Annotated in this window: 14 protein-coding genes and 1 tRNA gene; 5 read left to right on the plus strand and 10 right to left on the minus strand. The window is 42.4% G+C overall.

Features of this window, described 5'->3' with window-relative positions:
- Positions 1 to 48: 48 nt before the first annotated feature.
- From dapC to AY605_RS12240, 6 genes are all read right to left on the minus strand, one after another.
- Positions 49 to 1,218: a succinyldiaminopimelate transaminase gene (gene dapC / locus AY605_RS12215; RefSeq protein WP_064096655.1), complete on the minus strand. Its 1,170-nt coding sequence runs from the start codon at positions 1,216 to 1,218 to the stop codon at positions 49 to 51.
- Between the two features lie 22 nt (positions 1,219 to 1,240).
- Positions 1,241 to 3,907, minus strand: coding sequence for a [protein-PII] uridylyltransferase (gene glnD / locus AY605_RS12220; RefSeq protein WP_064096656.1), 2,667 nt, complete (start codon positions 3,905 to 3,907; stop codon positions 1,241 to 1,243).
- A gap of 26 nt (positions 3,908 to 3,933) precedes the next feature.
- Positions 3,934 to 5,148 (minus strand): formate-dependent phosphoribosylglycinamide formyltransferase, encoded by a 1,215-nt coding sequence (gene purT, locus AY605_RS12225; RefSeq protein ID WP_171254970.1) that lies wholly within the window; start codon positions 5,146 to 5,148, stop codon positions 3,934 to 3,936.
- Between the two features lie 91 nt (positions 5,149 to 5,239).
- Positions 5,240 to 5,890 (minus strand): hypothetical protein, encoded by a 651-nt coding sequence (locus tag AY605_RS12230; RefSeq protein ID WP_064096658.1) that lies wholly within the window; start codon positions 5,888 to 5,890, stop codon positions 5,240 to 5,242.
- 93 nt (positions 5,891 to 5,983) lie between these two features.
- Positions 5,984 to 6,331 carry an L-valine transporter subunit YgaH gene (ygaH, locus tag AY605_RS12235; protein WP_064096659.1) on the minus strand — a complete coding sequence of 116 codons (348 nt, stop codon included), beginning with the start codon at positions 6,329 to 6,331 and terminating at the stop codon, positions 5,984 to 5,986.
- Positions 6,328 to 7,080, minus strand: a complete 753-nt coding sequence (locus tag AY605_RS12240; RefSeq protein ID WP_064096660.1) for an AzlC family ABC transporter permease — start codon at positions 7,078 to 7,080, stop codon at positions 6,328 to 6,330. Before AY605_RS12240 ends, ygaH begins: the two co-directional genes overlap by 4 nt.
- A gap of 102 nt (positions 7,081 to 7,182) precedes the next feature.
- Here AY605_RS12240 and AY605_RS12245 point away from each other — a divergent pair, with 102 nt between their 5' ends.
- The gene (locus tag AY605_RS12245; RefSeq protein ID WP_064096661.1) at positions 7,183 to 7,680 is read left to right on the plus strand and encodes a hypothetical protein; all 498 of its coding nucleotides are present in this window, start codon (positions 7,183 to 7,185) and stop codon (positions 7,678 to 7,680) included.
- Between the two features lie 594 nt (positions 7,681 to 8,274).
- Here the strand turns inward: AY605_RS12245 and ychF are convergent.
- A complete protein-coding gene (ychF, locus tag AY605_RS12250; protein ID WP_064096662.1) occupies positions 8,275 to 9,366 on the minus strand; it encodes a redox-regulated ATPase YchF in 1,092 nt (363 codons plus the stop codon).
- Positions 9,367 to 9,662: 296 nt separating this feature from the next.
- On the opposite strand from ychF, the gene AY605_RS12255 reads away from it, so the two are divergent.
- Both AY605_RS12255 and AY605_RS12260 read left to right on the plus strand, forming a co-directional pair.
- Positions 9,663 to 10,427, plus strand: coding sequence for a glutathione S-transferase family protein (locus AY605_RS12255; RefSeq protein WP_064096663.1), 765 nt, complete (start codon positions 9,663 to 9,665; stop codon positions 10,425 to 10,427).
- A 553-nt stretch (positions 10,428 to 10,980) separates the two neighbouring features.
- Positions 10,981 to 11,451, plus strand: coding sequence for an Lrp/AsnC family transcriptional regulator (locus tag AY605_RS12260; protein ID WP_004645518.1), 471 nt, complete (start codon positions 10,981 to 10,983; stop codon positions 11,449 to 11,451).
- Positions 11,452 to 11,519: 68 nt separating this feature from the next.
- Here AY605_RS12260 and AY605_RS12265 read toward each other — a convergent pair whose 3' ends face one another.
- A complete protein-coding gene (locus tag AY605_RS12265) occupies positions 11,520 to 12,269 on the minus strand; it encodes a YebC/PmpR family DNA-binding transcriptional regulator (protein WP_004731522.1) in 750 nt (249 codons plus the stop codon).
- A gap of 248 nt (positions 12,270 to 12,517) precedes the next feature.
- Positions 12,518 to 13,072 carry a 1-acyl-sn-glycerol-3-phosphate acyltransferase gene (locus tag AY605_RS12270; protein WP_064096678.1) on the minus strand — a complete coding sequence of 185 codons (555 nt, stop codon included), beginning with the start codon at positions 13,070 to 13,072 and terminating at the stop codon, positions 12,518 to 12,520.
- Between the two features lie 799 nt (positions 13,073 to 13,871).
- On the opposite strand from AY605_RS12270, the gene AY605_RS12275 reads away from it, so the two are divergent.
- A tRNA-Ile gene (locus tag AY605_RS12275) sits at positions 13,872 to 13,948 on the plus strand.
- A gap of 191 nt (positions 13,949 to 14,139) precedes the next feature.
- Positions 14,140 to 14,796: a tyrosine-type recombinase/integrase gene (locus AY605_RS12280; protein ID WP_064096664.1), complete on the plus strand. Its 657-nt coding sequence runs from the start codon at positions 14,140 to 14,142 to the stop codon at positions 14,794 to 14,796.
- Here AY605_RS12280 and AY605_RS12285 read toward each other — a convergent pair.
- Positions 14,783 to 15,933 (minus strand): IS3 family transposase gene (locus tag AY605_RS12285; RefSeq protein ID WP_228138656.1). Its coding sequence is split into 2 segments (ribosomal slippage): positions 14,783 to 15,693 and positions 15,693 to 15,933, totalling 1,152 coding nucleotides; the frame shifts between segments, so codons are not numbered across the junction. The genes AY605_RS12280 and AY605_RS12285 overlap by 14 nt on opposite strands.
- Positions 15,934 to 15,997 lie beyond the last annotated feature (64 nt).

Genomic DNA, 15,997 nt, shown 5'->3' on the forward strand with positions numbered 1-15,997 from the left:
TTAAAAAACCCACTTTAAACTAGTGGGTTTTTTAGTTTTGGTCAAAACTTAGAGAATGGCTTTCAGGCGTTGAATAACCTCTTCACATTGTGCCAGATCGGCTACGAGTGCCAGACGGACATGATGCTCACCTGGATTACCCTGTTCGGTATCGCGAGATAAATAGCGACCCGGAAGAACTTTAATATGTGCTTCTTCCATCAGGCGTTTGGCAAAGGCTTCATCGTTGTCAACTTTTAACCAGTAGTAGAAGCCCGCATCCGGCTTTTTCAATGGCAATAAATGTCCGAGTTCCTGCTGAAATAAATCAAACTTGGCACGGTATTGCACCCGGTTTTCTTCCACATGCGCTTCATCATCCCAGGCAGCAATTGACGCCAGTTGATGTTGAACCGGCATCGCCGCACCGTGATAAGTACGATATTGCAAATAAGGTTTTAACAGGCTGGCATCACCAGCAACAAAACCTGAACGCATGCCCGGGAGGTTAGAACGTTTAGACAGTGAATGGAACACCACACAGTTTTTATAGTCATCCCGGCCGATTTCAGCACAAACTTCCAGTAAACCTACAGGTGCCTGATCAAACCACAGTTCCGAATAGCATTCGTCTGAAGCAATCACAAAGTTGTATTGATCCGACAGGGCAATCAGTTTTTTAAACTGTTCTTTCGATAGCACTGCACCGGTTGGATTGCCCGGGGTACAGACAAATAATAGCGCGGTCTTTTCCCAGACTTCTGCCGGAACCGCATCAAAATCACCAAGGTAATTGTTCTCCTCAGTACAGTTGATGAAATAAGGTTTGGCACCTGCGAGCAGTGTTGCACCTTCATAAATCTGGTAAAACGGATTCGGCATGACCACATAAGGTGCCTCTTCACGATTCACCAAAGCCTGTACAAACGAGAAAATCGCTTCACGCGTACCGGAAACAGGCAGGATATTGCTGTCTGCACTGATGCTATTTAGCTGAAAACGGCGCGTCAGCCATTGGGCAATACTTTCACGTAGCTCCGGCAAGCCTTTGCTGTTTGGATACGTCGACAAATGCTTAAAATTATCAATAATGGCTTGTTTCACAAACTCCGGTGCAGGATGCTTTGGTTCCCCAATCGACAGCGGAATTAATGGCATATTAGCAGGCTGGATATCCGCAAAAAGCTGATTTAACTTTTCAAACGGATAAGGATGCAGTAGAGACAAGCTAGAGTTCATGAATGTGTTACCGAGCAAAATGTTAGTGTTGGCCGCTGACCTGATGTGAAGCCTCATCCAGGGCAGCTTTGAGCGCAGCTGCAAATTCCTGAGACTCCGTTGGGGTCATTGGTATACCATTCTTTTTGGTGACAAAGAATATATCTTCGGCACGTTCGCCAAGTGTGGCAATTTTGGCAGAGTGGATATCCAGGCCTTGCATCATAAATAAACCACCGATTTTGGCAAGTAAACCAGGGTGATCGAGGGTGGCAATTTCAACCATATTTTGATTCAAGGCAGGATTGATACTGATATCGACTGTATTTTCAATATCGAAATGACGTAATTGACGTGGGATCCGGCGCTGCATCAAGCCCGGATATTCATCTGAATGACTTAAGGCATCTTTTAGCGCTTCAATGACTGTGGCTTCGCGTTCCGGATCGGTCAATAAGGTACCAAAACGGTCGAGTACCACATAGGTGTCCAGACTGAAGGCTTTGGTGGCAGTAATAATCCGCGCGTCTTGTACATCCAGGTTCATACGATCCAGAATAGCCACCGTGGTGGCAAACAGGTTGGGTTGATCCTGCGTATAAATAAAGATCTGTACCGCATCCTGGGCGTAATTACGATGTGCTCGCATCAGCACCAGTGGGGCAGGATTATCACCGTGCTGTAAAATGGCACGGGTATGCCAAGCAATTTCATCTGATGTTTCTTTGAGGAAATAGTCATCACCAAGTTCCTGCCAGACTTTTTCGACCTCATCCAGTGAGAAGTCCTGAACCAGAAGTTCACTGGCTGCAAATTTGGTATCTTCAATCAGCATTTGATAATCAACCGGACGGCCCAGACCAGAACGGATTACGTCACGTGCTTGAGTATATAGTTGACGCATTAACGAGGCGCGCCAGGTATTCCACAGCTTCGGATTGGTGGCATTAATATCGGCTACCGTCAGGGTGTATAAATAATCCAGATGCTCCATGTCGCCCATTTTTTCGGCGAACTCCTTGACCACATCCGGATCGGAAATATCTTTTTTCTGGGCGGTGACAGACATTACCAGATGATTCTGGATCAGCCAGGCCACCAGGTTACTTTCGCGTTCGGTAAAGCCGTGACTACGGCAGAACTTGATCGCATCGCTGGCGCCGAGTTCACTGTGATCACCACCGCGACCTTTGGCAATATCATGAAAAATTGCTGCCAGATAGACGATGTCACGACGGGTCAGACGCTGGAATACTGAACTGACCACCGTGAATTCTTTGGCAAATTCAGGTTCTTTAAAGCGGTTTAAATTACGTAGCAACAATAAAGTATGCGCATCGACCGTATAGATGTGGAACAGATCATATTGCATCAGCCCCATAATCTGACCAAAGGCCGGAATATAATTTCCGAGCACACCGTAACGCTTCATGGCGACCATGGTGTCGTACAGCCGATGCGGTGAGCGGATAATTGCCATGAACAGCGCTTGATGCACTGGATTATCACGAAAATCCTGATCAATACGTTTTCCAGCCAACGTTAGCAGGCGTAAGGTACGCGCACGTATGCCTTCGATCTCGGGACGATTGGCCAACAGATAGAAAATTTCCAGAATTGCGCTTGGATTTTCTGAGAAAATCTTGTGATGCTGGACAGCCAGTTTGCCATCGACCAGTTTGAAATTTTCATTAATTTCTTCAATCTGGCGTTCATATTGCGGCAAACGCGGGGTAATCACCGATTCGTTGAAATAAGCCAGCAACATTTCGTTCAGCGTCGATACCTGCTGTGCAGTGCGATAATAACGCTTCATGAACTGTTCGATAGGATAATTTGGGTGATGGTCTTCTTCACGCACATAGCCGAACTTGGCTGCAATATCACGTTGATAATCAAATAATAAGCGGTTTTCATCGCGCTTGGTCAAGCGGTGCAGATGATGGCGGATTTCCCAGAGGAAACTTTCTGCTTCCTCAAGCACACCGAGTTCAAATTCTGAAATAAAACCGAGATGTACCAGATCATAAATCCGGTTGACGCGGAAATGCCGTTTGGCAATCCAGCCAATCTGGTTAATGTCACGGATACCGCCTGGTGCATTTTTAATATCCGGTTCCAGATTGCTTTCAGTATTGTTGTGCTGGGCATAACGCTTGTGCTGCTCATCCATCTTGGCATCAAAAAAGGTTTTGTCGGTCCATGTACGTGACACGATGCGACGTGGCCATTTGCAAAGATTTTCATTGCCAGTTATCAGGCGTGCTTCGATGAGGGTAGTGGCTACACTCAAGTCACTACTGGCCTGATTGACACATTCATTGATGGTACGGACACTGATACCCGGTTTGAAATTCCCAACATCCCATAGCGATGAAATAAATATAGAAATCAGCTGTTCCTGTTCTGGGCTAATGTCATCTTCTGACAAGATCATGATATCGACATCAGAATAAGGCAGCATTTCACGGCGACCATAGCCCCCAACAGCAAACAGGGCCAAATCGGTTTGATCCAGTTCAGCATGCTGCCAGAGAAACTGCAGGGCTTCATCGATCAGATTGGAGCGCGCCAGAATAATATCCCGAATCGACTGGCCATTTTCAAAACTTTCCTGAAGCTGATTTTCGACATCACTGCGCCATTGATTGATGGCTTTAATGTCATGGTTGCTTTTAGCGTAATTCAGCAGTGGATGGGTGTTGATCATGTACAGTCGTCCGTTGGTATTTCAGTTTAGTTCTGGTTGACACTAACCTGGCTTGCTGCCTGTAGTGCCAGTTCACGTGCCTGTTCGATAGTTTCTGCACGTGCAGTGGCGACACCCATGCGGCGACGTTTAAAGCCTTCCGGTTTGCCAAACAGGCGCAAATCAGTGTTGCCGTCTGCTAAAGCAAGATCCAGGCCAGAAAAGGAAAGATTGCGTCCATCGACTCCGGCATAAATCACCGCGCTGGCAGCTGTACTATGTCGTGCAGTATTCACCGGCAAGCCTAAGATAGCACGTGCATGCAGCTCAAATTCACTTTGGAATTGTGAAGCTAAAGTCACCAGTCCGGTATCGTGCGGACGAGGGGAAACCTCACTAAACCATACCTTGTCACCTTTTACAAAGAGTTCCACACCAAAGATTCCGCAACCACCGAGTGCTGCAGTAACCTTATTGGCAATGCGCTTGGACTCTTCCAGCGCGGCCGGATTCATCGGCTGAGGTTGCCAGCTTTCCACATAGTCGCCCGAGTCCTGACGATGTCCGATTGGGTCGCAGTAAGACGTTTCGATTTCGCCGGTTTCTGGGTTTTTGGCACGAACAGTCAATAAGGTAATTTCAAAATCAAAGTCAATCTGTGATTCTACAATGACGGTACCCTGATTGACCCGACCTCCAGTTTGTGCATATTCCCAAGCCGCATCGACTTCATCAAAGCAGGTGACACGAGACTGGCCTTTGCCTGAAGATGACATGACTGGTTTAACAAAGTTTGGATAGCCGACATCGTCGCAGGCTGCACGGAAAGACTCTAAACTGTCGGCAAAACGGTAATCTGAAGTGGGCAGACCGAGTTCTTCCGCAGCCAGACGACGAATACCTTCACGGTTCATGGTCAGATTGACGGCTTTAGCAGAAGGAATGACCGTAGCAATGTTCTCGGCTTCAATCTCAAGCAGAACTTCGGTTGCAATCGCTTCAATTTCAGGCACGATTAAATGTGGCTGGATTTGATTGATCAGTTGTTTGAGTTCTACAGCATCTGCCATATTCAAGGTATAGGAATAATGCGCAACCTGCATGGCAGGGGCATGATCATAACGGTCAGCAGCATGAACTTCGACTCCAAGACGTTGCAGGGAAATCACCACTTCCTTGCCCAGTTCACCAGAACCCAATAATAGAACTTTGTAGGCAGAAGATTGAAGTGGAGTACCAATAGTCACGCTCATGTGTGTCATCCATGCTTGATTTTATGGACTTTTAGCATAGCAGAACTGAGCCGGCAGTTAAGCCAAGATTCATATAAAATTGTGATATTGCCTAACAATTTTATTTATAAAGTTTTCTAATATTATCCGGGCTTGAAATTGAGGTATTGGTGAGTGACTCAACTGGTTTTGCTAAAGGATAAATCCGGCTTGGTGGATTTAATTTTTCCATGTCCAGAAGATGCGCTGAGCTTAGAGGGAATAGGTGTAGCAGTTCCTGGGTTTGTGCTTGCCGATGACGGTAAAATATCAACATTGGTAATCCGACCAAAATCGATGCTAACAATAAACCTCCAAAGCTAAAGAGAGTTGCATCCTGCACGGCACGTTCAAAACTTGCGCTAACCAGAAAGAAAAAGCCCGTCAGCAAAATCAGGGAAATAGCTATAGTTTTGATTAAATTAGGAATGACCCGATGCATCCAGCTCCATCGACTAAAAATGATGGTGCTGGGATACAAATGTAAAACTTGCTGAGTGTGATTCCACATGGCTATGATTTTATTCTGGCCATTTTTCTGTATGTAAACAACACGGACTTCATCAGCAGGTTGGCAGTGCACGTTAACAAAATGTCCGGTAAAATTTTGAGCATTGATAAAACATTCAAAATACTGTCTCGGTAATTCATATCGATGAAACACGGTTAACATTTCATCGCGCTGATGATGAATAAAGATTTTGCCTTCAATCACCTGTTTGACTTCAAACATGCGCATCCTTCCTTGTTTTTATTGTTATATAAAAAAAGACCTATGCTATGAGTTTGCATAAGCCTTTGTCTTGATTGATCAATTGTTTAAGGCCTAAAAAGGCATGGGGACATAAGTATAAACCAGACCATAGGTCAGCGCTGCGGTTAGGGTCGCCATCACGATCCGTTTAAACTTGAAGTACAAAACCGTGAGCACAATAAAGCCGACCAGCATCGCAAAACTTTTATTCGGTGTTTCTAATAAAGGTGGCAGGGTAGCAACCACCAGCATGGAGCTGATCGCAGCAATACCAATTGAGCCCAAAGCAATTTTTAGCCACAATGCTCCACGTTTTTGCGAACCTTGCTGAAATTTCTGAATCACAAAAAAAGGTCCGAAACGGGAAGCGAAATTGGCAATGCCGACGATAATTCCCACCAGAATAATCTCTAGATTCATGCTTGATCTCCTGCGTGTTCAGGATCTGGCTGTTTTAGAATATAGTGCTTGAACAGGCCGGCAAAAATACCCGAACTAATCCCGATAAAAATCGCGGCAGACAAGTCGATAAAGTAACAGGCAATCGCAGACACCAGAATTGTGACGGCTACTACAAAAGTATGTTTCTTTTCAAAGGCTGCCAACAAGAAACTCAGGAATAGTGCAGGTAACAGGAAGTCTAGTGCAGCCTGCAAGAACTGTGGCAAGTTGCTGACCTGATCGGCAAATAAGCCACCGAGGAAAGATCCGAGAGCCCAGGACATCCAGCTAAACAGGCTTAAACCCAGCATCCATGATTCCGACCACTTTTGACGCCGTTGCGAGAGCTTGATCATGCCAGAGGCAAAGACTTCATCGGTCAGACCCCAAGACCAGATTGCTGTTTTCTTTAAATTGAGCCGGTCTTGAATCAGGTTTTGCAGCGCCGGCCCATAAAGCAGATGGCGAATATCTAAAGCTATCACCGTTAATGCCGTCATCCAGATAGATGTTCCACTGCCTAAGAGAGCGACCACCAAAAACTGGCTGGCACCTGCATACATCGAGCAGGACAGGAACAAGGCTTCCCAGGCGGTAAAGCCAAACTGGGTGGCTGAAACACCAAACGCAAACGACACTGGTAAATAAGTGAAGATAATTGCTTGGCTGTCTTTTGCACCTTGCCAGAAGCCAGCAGGTTGGGTAGTGAGTTGATTCGGTTCAGACACGACACACCTTGAAGAAGAGTGGAACGATGGGTCAAATGGAGATTGTGTATTCTACGTGAATTTAATAGCATAGGCCGAAATGTTTAAATTGGCGAGCCTGATATGTGGATGTTCAAGACACGCACAATGCTGACTGCTGCTTTAATAGGCACGGCAATGTTATTACAAGCGTGTGGGAATGACAGTCAATCGACTGAAAAGCCAGAAATTAAACCGGCACCTAAACTGAGCAATGATGCGACGACTTATGCCAAGGCTGCCTGGCAGCTGATCAATGAAGTGGACCCACTGGTTTATCATAAAGAAGTGGATCAGCTGGAAAGTCAGGTACGTCAACCGGTACGTAAACTGAGTACAGAGTGGCGCATTAATGTCAAAATGACAGATTCGGTGACTGAAGGGAAATATGCCCTGTGCCGTAAAGCCTTGACCAGTCTGGATATCTGGGCGCGCACTATCATCGAAAATGGTAATGGCCTGTCACAAAAGCAGGCAGATTATGAACGGGATAAATTGCAATGCCAGAATGCGATTGCCAATCCTGCACTGGGAAATACTGATCCTAAACAGAAGGGTACAGCGATTGCCAATATGCAATAAATCCCTATTTGTTCAAATTTGCCCAAAAAAGCCAGTCATTCAGCCTGGCTTTTTAGCAAAATAAACTCTAAAAATAGGGCATCCACACTTGTTCTAATAAAAGCCGAATACATCACAGATCAGGAGTGTGCTGCCAATCATGTATTGTATCAGCGTGCGTGTAAACATGGCCGATCTCCTCAAAGATTTAAAGTATGTTCAACGCTTTCAGATAACGATAATTTACTGCTTCTCATTTTGTGCCTGCTGTACCTGCATGGATATTATTGATAGAAGTTTGATGAGGCTTACTTATAATAAATAATAAATTGCCATGGTCTTGCTATTGATATGAAGTTCTAGCACATTTATAGGCATCATAAGGCAATGCAGGCGGGAGATAGCTCATCGTCAGGTTTCTTTGCGTAAAATAAAGCTGGGTTAATTTTCATAAGATTTAAGATACGCTTTAATTAAACCTTTATATATGCGAATAATTATTATTGTTAATGCGTGTTGATATTGTGCGCTGACAGCAAGGTGGTTATATGTATGTCCCCTCTTTTAAAAGCAATAAAAAAGCCCCAAGAAAGGGCTTTTTTAAACAGTAAATACTTAAACGTTAAAACGGAAGTGTAAAACGTCACCATCCTGAACGATGTAAGTTTTACCTTCTAGACGCCATTTACCGGCTTCTTTCGCTCCAGCTTCGCCGTTGTACTGCACGAAATCATCATAAGCGATACATTCTGCACGGATAAAGCCTTTTTCAAAGTCGGTATGAATCACACCAGCTGCCTGTGGTGCAGTTGCGCCAACTTTCACGGTCCAGGCGCGAACTTCTTGCACGCCAGCGGTGAAATAAGTTTGTAGGCCAAGCAGTGAATAACCTGCACGAATGACCACGTTTAAACCCGGCTCTTCCATACCCATCGCTTCCAGGAATTCAGCACGGTCTTCATCTTCAAGCAATGAAATTTCAGCTTCAATCTGGTTGCAAAGTGGAACTACAATCGCATTTTCTTCAGCAGCTAATTTTCTTACTGCATCTAAATGCGGGTTGTTTTCAAAACCGTCTTCAGCAACATTGGCAATATACATGGTTGGTTTAAGCGTCATTAAACCAAAACCACGTACCAGCTTGCGTTCGTCATCATCCAAATTCGCTGCGCGTGCCGGTTTACCTTCATTCAGTAAAGGCAGGATCTTTTCCAGCACTGCTTTAGTGGCAATCGCTTCTTTGTCACCACCCTTGGCAGATTTGGTTAAACGGGTTACAGCTTTCTCAACAGTGTCTAGGTCTGCAAGCGCAAGTTCGGTATTGATCGTTGCGATGTCATCTAGTGGATCAATACGACCATTCACATGAATGACGTTTTCATCTTCAAAACAGCGCACAACATGAGCAATCGCATCAGTTTCGCGAATGTTTGCCAGGAACTGGTTGCCTAAGCCTTCGCCTTTAGATGCGCCTGCGACCAGACCTGCGATATCTACAAATTCCATAGTAGTTGGAATAATACGTTGCGGTTTAACAATTTCTGCCAATTTGTCTAAACGTGGATCAGGAACAGGCACAATCCCGGTGTTTGGTTCGATCGTACAGAAAGGGAAGTTTTCTGCAGCAATAGCAGCTTTGGTTAAGGCATTGAAAAGTGTAGATTTACCAACGTTCGGCAAGCCGACAATACCGCAATTAAAACCCATGAAATAACTCACAAAAGCGTTATATAAAAATTGCCCCCGATTTTACATGAAAGCACGGCTAAAGTCAGGTCATGCGCTTGCGGTTTATTGCAATCAAATACTTCTGGCTGCCTGATATGGGCTGTCAGGCTTAGCAGAATTTGTCATGAGTCCGTTAAATATGGAGATATAATCACCCAGTATTTTACTTTTGAATAAAAATCACATTGTTTTTCTAAAATTGAGTGACTAAAGTATCTGAATAAAACAGTGGCTTACATATGCCCTAATCCAATAATCATAAACATGGAGTATACATGCGAACTTTATACCAGTTTCCGTTATCTCACTTTTGCGAAAAAGCACGTTGGATGCTGGACCATAAAGAGCTGAATTATGTTGCTCACAATCTGATTCCCGGAGTACATCGCGCTTTTGCCCGCTTGAAAACCGGTCAGAATCGTCTGCCTATTTTGCGCGATCAGGACCGCTGGGTCGCAGATTCCACCCAGATTGCTTTATATCTGGATGATACTTATCCAGAGCACCGTTTATTGTATACAGAAGGACATTTTCGAAATAAAGCTTTAGAAATTAATGAAATTACACTGGAGTTGGGTCGCCATGTCCGCCGCTGGATGCTCTCTCAAGCGCTGACTTCTGATCATGAGTCTCTGGATATCTTAATTGGGGAGCAGGGCTATCTGCGCCAGTTTGAAAAATTTTCCAAACCTTTATTGAAAGCAATGGTTGCCAAGGGGTATGCCTTGAATGAAGAAACCGTAGCAGAATCCAAACAGCATATTGAGGTAGCTGTACAGCGACTGAACCAGATGCTGGTCAGTCAAGGTGGGCATTATTTTGTCGGAAATCGTTTAGGTCTGGCAGATATTGCGGTTTGTTCCATGTTGGCACCGCTTTTGGCGATTCCAGGTACACCGTGGGAAAAAGAGAATTTTGAAAGCTTGTCTGAAGAATATCGTGACTATCAGCAGTACTTGAATCAGCTGCCACTAGGTGAATATATTTGCCGTACTTACCGCACTGAACGTAATGCACGGGTAGACTGGCGCGGTGTATAGGTTTAATGCTATTTTCAAAATTAAAAAACGCGCATGAAATGTGCTTTTTAAGGCGATGATTAATTGAAAGGATTATTCTGAGAAAATTTCTCAGGAAGCAACCAAAATTAAAGCCAGATAAGATTTATCCAGTCAAAGTCATTTAAAATAGTGAAAATACCGTCGATCATGCTCGCATATCCAGATTGACCCAGGTAGCAGAATCACGCGCGATTTTTCACCTGCCCATCCGCTAACTCAATCGATAATAGCCACATCGATCATAACCACCGAAATTATAATTATCGATTGCATTGATAATCTTAAATCGCTGAAAAATTTAGATGATTATCTATTTTAAGCCTCTTTGTGTGAATCTATTTTCATATGCTTGAAAGATGCCAGTTGAGTCAGGCGAATGATAGTAGGATCTGCGAAGCTATTATAATAGCGTCTACAATTTGAAAAATATTTTCAGAATATTAAATTTTTGTGAAAAATAAATAATTGTTGTATAACAGAGAAAGTGCAAAAATTTCTGCATTTACTGTTTATTGATATATAGAGTACAAAAATGGAACTGGATCGTTTCGATAAACATATTCTGGAAATATTGACGCATGAAGATGTCAATTTGAATGAGCTGTCCGAGCGGGTAAATTTATCTGTCAGTTCGGTGCATCGCAGGATCAAACACTTAATAGATCATAATATTATTAGTGGCTTAAAGCGTGAAATCAATTACCAGAAATTGGGTTTCAGCCTGCATGTACTGTTACAGGTATCTTTAAGCAAACATGATAGCGACACTTTTGCCAAATTTCTGGAAGAGCTGGAAAGTATTCCTGAAGTGATTAATGCCTTTTTGGTCACTGGTCAGTCGGCAGATTTTATTGTCGAAGTGGTGGCACGTGATATGGAAAATTATAGTGAAATCCTGCTCAAACGGATTGGGAAAATTGAACATGTGGTTGCGCTGCATTCGAGCTTTGTCATTAAAGAATATAATGTTTTTAACTGTAGCGGATTACTCAATAAGGTTTAATCCCAGATGAGCATGGCAGATAGCAATAAAAAACGCACCCAGGGGTGCGTTTTTTGAATCAGTGATAGTTAAGCATCCAGTTCTGCTAAAACGGCATCTGAGAATTCAACGTTGGTATATACGTTCTGGACATCATCCAAGTCTTCAAGCATATCAATCATTTTCATGATTTTTTTCGCTTGATCGATGTCTGTGATTTCTGCTTTGGTTGAAGGGCTCATCACCACTTCAGCGTTATCGGATTTTAAACCTGCAGCAGTTAGAGCATCTTGAACATCACCGAAAGCTTCAGGTGTGGTAATGACCAGAATTTCATCTTCAGTGACTTCAATATCTTCAGCACCTGCTTCTAATGCCACTTCCATGATTTGATCTTCCAAAGACACATCTTCAAAAGTGATCTCGCCACGTTTAGTGAACAGGAAGGCAACCGAGCCGTTGGTGCCTAGGTTACCGTCAGTTTTAGAGAAGCAATGACGTACGTCAGGTACGGTACGGTTCAAGTTGTCAGTCATGGTTTCAACAATAACCGCAACACCACCTACACCATAACCTTCGTAGGTCACTTCTTTCAGGTCGTCGTTATCTTCGCCACCAGCACCACGTTGAATGGCACGGTTGATCACGTCACGTGTCATATTCACTGATAATGCTTTTTCAACCACAGCACGTAGACGAGGGTTGCTTGCAGTATCTGGACCACCAAGCTTTGCAGCAGTGGTTAATTCACGAATGTATTTGGTAAAAACTTTACCACGACTCGCATCTTGTTTTGCTTTGCGATGCTTAATATTGGCCCACTTGGAATGACCCGCCATGCGAACTATGCTCCTTGTAGATTGGCTGTATGCCTATCAGAATGCCGAAATTCTACCATAAGCGTTTTTTTAAAAAAAAGTGCCTGGATTTGAGATTTCAGGATAAAAACAAAAAAAGTGCAATATCGAGAAAAATATTCTAAAGAGGATAAGGGGATTTATAATTCTATTTATGCATTTATATAGACAGATGACCAAGGCATAACAGCAAAATTGCTGTTTATGCCCGTACTTTTCTTTTAAAAAGCTTATTCAGGAATAACGATATCCAGACCAACTTTGTCTTTATAAAGTTGCTTGATCAAAGCCAGGTCATGCGCAAGGTCTGTTGGATAGATCTTGCCCAGAATGCCACCTTGCTTAGTTTTGGAGTTGGCATATAACAGCACGATCGGTACATTGGCAGCCTTGGCAATATGCCAGAAACCGGTGCGAATCGGTTTGCGCGCTTCACCCTGTTTGGCCCGTGTTGCTTCTGGTGCAATCACCAGATTAAACTTTTCATTGTTCTGAAAATGTTCCACCATCTGGGTCACGATATCTTTATTGGCCTTGCGGTCAACTGGAATACCCCCTACAGCTTTTAATAGCGGTTTGAATGGACCTTTAAATAATTCTTTTTTAATTAGGGTGTGAATTTTGAGGTCATAAATCTGGAACAGTGCAATTGACAACACAGCATCCATCATTGAAGTATGTTCAAATCCAATAATGACCTGTTTGTCTTCAAGCACATCTGGTTCGACATGATATTGCCAACCTGCAAGTTTAAATGCAGATTCGCCAAGGAATTTATTTAGCATAAGTACAGAGAAGTAAAAACCGTATGAAGAGAACTGCATAATTTCATCCTGTTCGATGATACAGTCAATAGGCTTTCCAATAAAATCGGTGAATAATGTAAAAATCTATGATTTATTCATTTTTTTTAAATTAAAAATTAAGAGTTAAAATATATAAGAAAAATCACACTAATATTTTATGAGTATTACTGAATATAAAAAAAGTCTTAAAATGGTGAAAAAATGACTATTCAGAACACATTTTAATTATTAGACTTTTGTCGAAGAAGAGACCCTATACAGGTCTTTTCTATTTTCGTATTCTTTCTACGCTGAGATTGAAAAGTATGACTTACATTGCAGCCTTTATAGTGTCTATGCTGATTTTGGCACTCATAATTGTATGGTCTTTAATCGAAATCAAACAGGATTTGCGTAAAGACGAAGAAATGAAGTCTGAATTCTAGTGCTTTCCTCTATTTCGGCTAAATGCTTTTTTCTCTAAATCTCTGTTCATCTAATAAAGAATTTTGATACCTTATAGATATACTAAGACGTTAAATCTATCAATTTAAGGATGAGATTGATAAGATGAGGTTGAAATTCAGAGGTTCATTTGTTTTGAATTGCCTGTTATTTTCTCAAGCCTGAGAAGGCTCTTATACTGAAGTCTTAAATAGCCGATATTCTGGTTTAGACAACTCACTCATAATTGCTGCCTAAATGTTCAAGTGGTCATAAAATTACTTGTCTTTCCAAAAAATCTTAGCTAGTATTCATGACGCCTGAACTTATTGATAAATAAAGTTTTCAGCATTTAGGGCCTATAGCTCAGTTGGTTAGAGCAGCGGACTCATAATCCGTTGGTCGACAGTTCAAGTCTGTCTGGGCCCACCATATTTTATATTTATATAGCTTTATATAAGATCTAAACCCTTAATTCTAAAAGAGTTAAGGGTTTTTTATTGCTTTGTTTAACTTCATATAACTTCATATGGGAACGCGCTCTGTGTATCCTTGTTTGTATCCAGTTTTCAAATTATAACTCAGGGATACACAGTCGAAAAATTGAGGTTAAACCTGCAGTTATGCAAAATTTCAAAGATGATCTAGATACCTGTTCTGAAGAAAAAGGTCAGCAAAAAGTACGGCGCAAAAAAAGCCCAGAAGACCGTTTCAAAAATTTAAAACCACGCGATAAAGAATACAGGGAGCCTACAGAGATAGCAGGCCTATATTGTCGCGTTCAGCCGAATGGGAAAAAGTCTTGGCAGTATCGTTATAAGAATACGAAAGGCAAGTGGGGATGGGTTGGCTTAGGTAGCTATCCGAAGATTGGATATTTACAAGCTCGTGAAAAAGCTGAAAGAATGTCAAATGGAGATATTGAAGTAAAAACACAGGCCGAGCTTAATCAAATTAAAGTAGAGGAGGAGCAGGCTCTATTTTCACATCTTATCTATGAATGGCTTGATATTAAGAAAGATGAGTGGAAACCAGAGACTTTCAAGAAAGAGAAGCAATCAATTGAAAAGCATCTGATGCCAATTTTTGGCCATCGTCAATATAAAAAGATAACTCCAAAAGAATGGTTGGATTTCTTTAGAGATATACAGGCAACAAAAAGAATATACAATCGAGTTGAGAAGTTGGTCTCATGCTGTATAGGAGCTTATAATTTAGCAAAATTTAAGGGGACTATTGAATATAATCTGAATAGCCACCAAAATTCTAGACACACATAACCATCTTTTGATGGGCCTTTTCATAATCTAATGGAGAACGTTGTCCATTGGAACCATGTCTTCGTTTTGAGTTATAAAACATTTCAATATATTCAAATATATCCGCTCGAGCATCTGATCTCGATACGTAAATTTTCTTCTTAATACGCTCCCGCTTCAGCAACTGAAAGAAGCTCTCAGCAACAGCATTATCATGAGAGTTTCCTCTGCGACTCATACTACATTCCAGATTGTGTTGTTTAATGAATGCTTGCCATTCATGGCTGGTGTATTGGCTGCCTTGGTCAGAGTGGATCAGAACTTTATTCTGTGGTTTTCTCCGCCATAGTGCCATCAATAATGCATCTAAAACCAGATCTGTAGTCATTCTCGATTTCATAGACCAACCAACAACAAGACGTGAAAATAAATCAATTACCACAGCAAGATATAACCAACCTTCATGTGTGCGAATATAAGTAATATCAGTCACCCACCGCTGATTAGGCTGAGTTGGATTAAACTGTCGTTCTAAGGTGTTTGCGGAAACAATACTTGGCGTACCTGCATAAGCTCTAGGCTTGCGATAGCCGCGATGTGATTTACGCCCATCCGCTTTCATTAACCGATGTACCCGGTTGATACCGCAATTTTCGCCAGCGTCTTTCAAATCACAGTGAATCTTGCGATAGCCGTAGACTCCTCCAGATTCCAGCCAAAACTGTTTAATTAAGCCTGCAAGCAGTTGCCGTTTCTTTGTGGTTTTACTCGTGGGTTGCTTTAACCATGCGTAATAACCACTGTGATGAACATCTAAAGTCGAACATAAACGACGAATAGGCCATATGTGCTTATTGTCCTGAATAAAGGCATACCTCATTTGGACTGGCTTGCGAAGTACACCGCGGCTTTTTTTAATATGTCCCTTTCTTCGGTAACCCGTTGCAGCTCCTTTTTTAGCTTTGCCAATTCTGAAACTGCATCCCTAGAGTCTGTGATTTTAGGTTCCTGAGGATCATAACGCTTGATCCAGGCATACAGACTATGCGTGGTTGTACCTAAACGTGTGGCCACTTCAGATACACTATGACCTTTTTCAGTCACTTGCTTTACTGCTTCAATTTTGAATTCTTCAGGATATCGTTTGCTACTGCTCATAAACACCTCGTTAATTAGCCATTTTATCTAACTAAAGAGTGTCTACAAAATCGGTGGCTATTCA

Source organism: Acinetobacter sp. SFD, assembly GCF_001647575.1.
GTDB classification, from domain to species: Bacteria; Pseudomonadota; Gammaproteobacteria; order Pseudomonadales; family Moraxellaceae; genus Acinetobacter; species Acinetobacter pecorum.

What these genes read in the sequence shown, in the direction of transcription:
- dapC (WP_064096655.1), bottom strand. Translation starts at nt 1,218, where the DNA reads ATGAACTCTAGCTTGTCTCTACTGCATCCTTATCCGTTTGAAAAGTTA.
- glnD (WP_064096656.1), bottom strand. Translation starts at nt 3,907, where the DNA reads ATGATCAACACCCATCCACTGCTGAATTACGCTAAAAGCAACCATGAC.
- purT (WP_171254970.1), bottom strand. Translation starts at nt 5,148, where the DNA reads ATGACACACATGAGCGTGACTATTGGTACTCCACTTCAATCTTCTGCC.
- AY605_RS12230 (WP_064096658.1), bottom strand. Translation starts at nt 5,890, where the DNA reads ATGTTTGAAGTCAAACAGGTGATTGAAGGCAAAATCTTTATTCATCAT.
- ygaH (WP_064096659.1), bottom strand. Translation starts at nt 6,331, where the DNA reads ATGAATCTAGAGATTATTCTGGTGGGAATTATCGTCGGCATTGCCAAT.
- AY605_RS12245 (WP_064096661.1), top strand. Translation starts at nt 7,183, where the DNA reads ATGTGGATGTTCAAGACACGCACAATGCTGACTGCTGCTTTAATAGGC.
- ychF (WP_064096662.1), bottom strand. Translation starts at nt 9,366, where the DNA reads ATGGGTTTTAATTGCGGTATTGTCGGCTTGCCGAACGTTGGTAAATCT.
- AY605_RS12255 (WP_064096663.1), top strand. Translation starts at nt 9,663, where the DNA reads ATGCGAACTTTATACCAGTTTCCGTTATCTCACTTTTGCGAAAAAGCA.
- AY605_RS12260 (WP_004645518.1), top strand. Translation starts at nt 10,981, where the DNA reads ATGGAACTGGATCGTTTCGATAAACATATTCTGGAAATATTGACGCAT.
- AY605_RS12265 (WP_004731522.1), bottom strand. Translation starts at nt 12,269, where the DNA reads ATGGCGGGTCATTCCAAGTGGGCCAATATTAAGCATCGCAAAGCAAAA.
- AY605_RS12270 (WP_064096678.1), bottom strand. Translation starts at nt 13,072, where the DNA reads ATGCTAAATAAATTCCTTGGCGAATCTGCATTTAAACTTGCAGGTTGG.
- AY605_RS12280 (WP_064096664.1), top strand. Translation starts at nt 14,140, where the DNA reads ATGCAAAATTTCAAAGATGATCTAGATACCTGTTCTGAAGAAAAAGGT.